The sequence below is a fragment of the Acetobacterium sp. K1/6 genome (genome assembly GCF_034438075.1).
Classification (GTDB): Bacteria; Bacillota; Clostridia; order Eubacteriales; family Eubacteriaceae; genus Acetobacterium; species Acetobacterium carbinolicum.
Map to the genome: position 1 here is coordinate 1 of NZ_JAXQGA010000045.1, position 4923 is coordinate 4923.

Consider the following 4923-nt stretch of genomic DNA (forward strand, 5'->3'; position numbering starts at 1 on the left):
TTCGTCGTTTTCTACTCATGTGTATAGTTTATCTTATTTTCTGGATTTTGTGTCCAACTATTTGTGGACATTATACACTTTCTAACGCTGCTTTGTCTAAATGAATTACAGGCATTTTCTGGCGTCCATTTGGCGTCCGTTTCTATGAAAAAACATATTAAGTTATGAAATATATTGAAAAATATGAAAAGAGCAATCACTTAGATGGCATAATAAAGACATTTAAGTGATTGCATGAAAGTTGTTATACGTTGACCATATAATTCGTAATCAGTAGGCCGGCGGTTCGATTCCGCCCGCTAGCTCCAGTAAAAAATAATTATTTATTGAAGAACGGCTTTAGATAAACGTTCTTCTTTATTTCTCTGCTTACTTTTCTTCATGGAACTCTATCTCTTTAGCCTCCTTTACCTTCAATGTCATTTTTTTATCATTTATTTTTTGTTCGGTTGCTCATTATTCAATCGCCCTCGTTTTATTTCCCTATTTCTATTTCAGATATTCAACGAACCAATTGGCAGCCATTTCAGCAACCCTTTCCAACGTGCCTGGTTCTTCGAAAAGATGGGTAGCTCCGGGAATAATTTCAAGTTGCTTAAGCCCGATTATTTTGCGATAGGCCTTTTGGTTTAATTCGATGACTATATTATCATTTCCCCCAACAATAAAGAGTGTTGGGGATTTTACACTTTGAAGATGAGGCCATGCCAGATCGGGCCGGCCGCCCCTGGAAACAATAGCATTTACCTGATCTCCTAGTATTGCCGCCGCTTGCAATGCTGCCGCAGCGCCTGTACTGGCACCAAAATATCCGATTGTAAGGTTTTTTTGTTTCTTCCTGCTGCTGTAACCATTTTGTCGTCACAAGTATCCGGTTTGCCAGTAAATCGATATTAAAACGCATTTTATATTTCATGTCTTCTTCAACCGTCAGCAAATCTAGCAGCAAAGTCCCAAGGCCATGGATTCTGAGCACCTTTGCCACATAATTATTCCGGGGACTGTTTCTGCTGCTGCCGCTTCCATGAGCAAACAGCACTACGCCTGTTGCGCTTTCTGGAATTTTCAATGAGCCGATTAACTTTATCTGTCCGTCAGGGATATGTACGATCTTATCGATGCTTTTCATGCTGATTCGTCCTTGTTTTCAAAGGCGTTAAGGATCGAAATGACTTCACTGTCTTCTACCTGTGTAAAATCTTCATAATATGCGCCAACCGCTCCCCGATAATTTGCGTCTATATCAAGCGATACTAACTCATCCACCATAGAATTCAACTTTTGGGCGGTATCATATGGCGTTACCGGAATCGCAATAACCAGTCGTTTGGGGTTGCGTTTTTTTATCTCATCAATGGCTGCTATCATTGTAAGTCCTGTGGCAATGCCATCGTCTGCTATGATTACTATTTTTCCTTCAACCGAATACAGTGCTCTTCCCCCTAGAAATATTTCTCTGCGCCTTTTAATCTCGTTACGCACTTTTTTTATTTCCCCGGCTAGCCATTCCGGATCGATATTCTTAACTTCAGCTGAATTGCAAATAGGATCGCCATCCTCAGTTATCGCACAAATAGCGTACTCACTGTTCAGGGGATGGCCTATTTTTTTTGTTGAAAGAATATCCAGTGGAGCATCTAGCATCTTTGCGATTTCAACCCCCAGAATCACACCGCCTCTGGGTAATGCCAATACGATAACATCCTCGCGCTTATATTTTTCCAGAGCATTCGCCAGTTTGATTCCCGCATCTTTTCTGTTTTTAAACAACATGTTTGTCCTCCTTAAATTTCTATTAATTATCCAATACCATCTCTGAATAGATCTCTTGGGATCACCTAAACATCTGCTTTATTCTTCACTTCTACCCCATCAAAATATATTCAATCAATTTATTCCGAATTATTCATAAACCTTGATATTTTATGAAAATGCGTCATACAAAGACTATTTTCAGGTTGATGCACCCTAAAAATGCGAAACCTTGCAAGTAAATCAGACTTTTGAGCGACGCACTCTATCGATCAAATATCGGCTGAAAGGGTAGACGAATCCACGGGATTAAAAAAAAATAAAACACTAAATAAAAATATTAATCCTCCAGCTATGCTGGGGAGAGTAGGGTAAACGGAAGTGTGACGTATGTTGTAAAACTGGATAGGCTACAATTAATTGGACAATAAAATTGTGAGCAGATATGAAGGGGTTATAATAAAAAAATCGGTCGAAAAATCCTCGTTTAATTGATGGGTTTTCGTCAAACTTGCCGGTATCATAAAAACCATCTTTTTTATTTTCTCGGATACGATAGCTGTCGCCTTTGATATTGATAGTTGTGGAATAGTGTAATAGACGATCCAGTATGGCCGTGGCGACAACGTTATTCTCGAATACTTCACCCCAACTGCCATAAGATTTGTTGGAAGTGAGAATAATAGAGCTTTTTTATATCGATTATCCTAAACTTGAAATTTATTTTTTTGTTGAAAAATATTTGAAAAGAAAGATATCTAAACTGAATTTGAAGGTCAGGTGATTAGAATTTATAATCGTGAAAAAAACAATATGTGATATCATTCGATATGATAAAAATAGATAAAGAAGTGTTCAATAAGGATTGTTACAGAAAAAAATTACTATTTGTCATGGAGGAGGTATTCATGAACTTAAAATAGCGCAATGCATTTACTTTCATACTAATAATTGTTACAATATTAGTACGAAAGGAAGTGAGCTTATGAAACGATACGAACAGCTGGACAAATTGATTGTCGATCATGACGGAATTGTTCAAACTTCGCAGGTTGTTGCCGAAGGAATTTCTAAACCTGTTTTTTATGATTATGTCAAAGCGAAAAAACTTGAACAGGTGGCTCATGGCGTTTATGCTTCAGCGGATGCATGGACCGATTCGCTTTACCTAATTCATATTCGAAGTAAGCAAGCTATCTTTTCCCATGAAACCGCTTTATTTCTACATGATTTGACGGTACGGGAGCTAGCACCGTATTCGATTACGGTCAAGACTGGTTATAATCCCACCCGCCTAAAAGAGGATGGAATCCAGGTTTATACGGTTAAACCGGAGCTTCATCCGGTGGGCTGCACATCCGCACAGACGCCTTTTGGGCATACGGTTCCGGTTTATGATATGGAGAGAACCATCTGTGATCTGATCCGCAGTCGAAAAGGGATTGAAATCCAAATCTTTCAAGATGCAATAAAGCAATATGTCGGGCGTAAAGATAAAAATCTGCGAACACTGATGCAATATGCATCCCTGTTTCGTGTTGAAAAAATCTTGAGACAATATCTGGAGGTACTGTTATGATTAAGACATCAAAACAATTGAAGGATTTGATCCGGAATCTTTCAAAAAAGAAAGCGGCAGATGCTCAGATGCTGCTGCGTCATTATATGATGGAACGTTTTCTGGAGCGAATTTCTCTTTCTGAATATAAAGATCAATTTATTTTGAAGGGAGGGATTCTGGTGACAGCAATGATCGGATTGAATGCACGATCGACGATGGATTTGGATGCTACGGTAAAAGGCATCAAAGTGAATGCTGAAGATGTCGAGCAGATTATTGCTTCGATTGCCTCGGTGCCTTTAGATGATGGTATATCTTTCCGTATCAAGAGCATTGGTGAGATAATGGATGAAGCCGAGTATCCGGGAATCCGGGTTAATATGGAGACGAGATTTGATGGCGTGATCACACCGATTAAGGTTGATATTTCCACAGGTGATATCATTACTCCCAAAGAAGTGCGTTATCAATTAAAGCTGATGCTGGAAGAACGTAAAATTGATTGGGGCTTACAACCTCGAGACGATTCTGGCCGAAAAGTTGGAAACCATTATTTCCCGCAATACTGCCAATACCCGCATGAGAGATTTTTATGACATCCACAGCCTGCTTCAACTGTATGGTGAAAACATGAATCCTGCAGTTTTCAATCAGGCACTGATGGCAACTGCGAACAAGCGTGGTACAGAGCATTATTTAACCGATATGCTGTTAATCGTTGATGAAGTGGAAAATAGCAGTGTCATGGAAAACCTTTGGCTGGCTTATCAAAAGAAATTTTCTTATGCATCGGAAATTACCTGGAAGACAATCATGGAATCCGTCCGTAATTGCATGGGGTTGATCAGAATGGAGGGCAGACATTAGTTATTTTATGGTACGTTCGTTTTTTGGTTAATAAATGAAAGTGGTAATTCATGTACAAGTATAAACATTCGAAAAAAAGAGTAAAACGTGTCGTAAACATGTCGCATATCATATATAAATGTCCGCAATAAGACATTTACCTACTGTTTCGTAATCAGTAGGTCGGGGGTTCGATTCCCCCCGCTAGCTCCAGTAAGAATATAATATTTTATTAAAAGAATGGCTTTAATTAGCGGTTCTTTTTTTATTTTTTGAATTATGTTTCCACCGAAAGTGTGACCTACTGTGAAAAATCAAAAAACTCTGGCTATTTCTGGTTATTTTACCCCTATTATTTGTCGTACTTGTAGCCTACTTTTTGTCGTACTTTTCACAATGTCAAAAACATTTCAAAAATTCCCCTGAGGAGGATCTTAGCACCGTTTCTTACAACAACACTTTGGTTAAACTTACATTTGCGAATGTCGTCAAGATCATCATTTTATGCTGACCGAAAGCGTGGCCATGCGTTTAAGAGAAACCGAATTGAATACTTACTTTGTAAATTGAATAATATTTTTATTTATAGGGTAGTACAAGTGCGCGCGTTTCATTTTCTAGAAGATATTTATAGATGTTTTAGAAAATTAAATAATTCGAACCTTTTTTGGATGTTCTGCGTAATTTTGTCAATACCGTTTTAAAACTTCCCAAAATAAACGGTAAAAATTACCCATTAGCATCGTTCGATTCGTTTTCATATA

The 4923-nt window shown here is 38.2% G+C and carries 4 protein-coding genes and 1 pseudogene; 2 read left to right on the top strand and 3 right to left on the bottom strand.

All coding sequences use genetic code 11. The features are described from left to right. Positions 1-489: 489 nt before the first annotated feature. From U2P91_RS18015 to U2P91_RS18020, 3 genes are all read right to left on the bottom strand, one after another. Positions 490-816 (bottom strand): dienelactone hydrolase family protein, encoded by a 327-nt coding sequence (locus U2P91_RS18015; RefSeq protein WP_204355525.1) that lies wholly within the window; start codon positions 814-816, stop codon positions 490-492. 309 nt (positions 817-1125) lie between these two features. After that, on the bottom strand, positions 1126-1773 hold the full coding sequence (locus U2P91_RS17560; protein ID WP_111889313.1) for a phosphoribosyltransferase: 648 nt from the start codon (positions 1771-1773) through the stop codon (positions 1126-1128). A gap of 306 nt (positions 1774-2079) precedes the next feature. Continuing rightward, on the bottom strand, positions 2080-2436 hold the full coding sequence (locus tag U2P91_RS18020) for an ATP-binding protein (protein ID WP_371414214.1): 357 nt from the start codon (positions 2434-2436) through the stop codon (positions 2080-2082). Positions 2437-2737: 301 nt separating this feature from the next. Between U2P91_RS18020 and U2P91_RS17570 the strand changes: the two genes are divergently transcribed. Beyond that, entirely contained in the window at positions 2738-3331 is a 594-nt protein-coding gene (locus U2P91_RS17570; RefSeq protein WP_111889314.1) for a type IV toxin-antitoxin system AbiEi family antitoxin domain-containing protein, read from the top strand. Further along, a pseudogene (locus U2P91_RS17575) lies at positions 3328-4180 on the top strand (nucleotidyl transferase AbiEii/AbiGii toxin family protein). Before U2P91_RS17570 ends, U2P91_RS17575 begins: the two are co-directional and overlap by 4 nt. The last annotated feature ends 743 nt before the right edge of the window (positions 4181-4923 follow it).

Excerpts from the sequence above, each read along its gene's own strand:
- U2P91_RS17560 (WP_111889313.1), bottom strand. The coding sequence starts at position 1,773 with ATGTTGTTTAAAAACAGAAAAGATGCGGGAATCAAACTGGCGAATGCT.
- U2P91_RS17570 (WP_111889314.1), top strand. The coding sequence starts at position 2,738 with ATGAAACGATACGAACAGCTGGACAAATTGATTGTCGATCATGACGGA.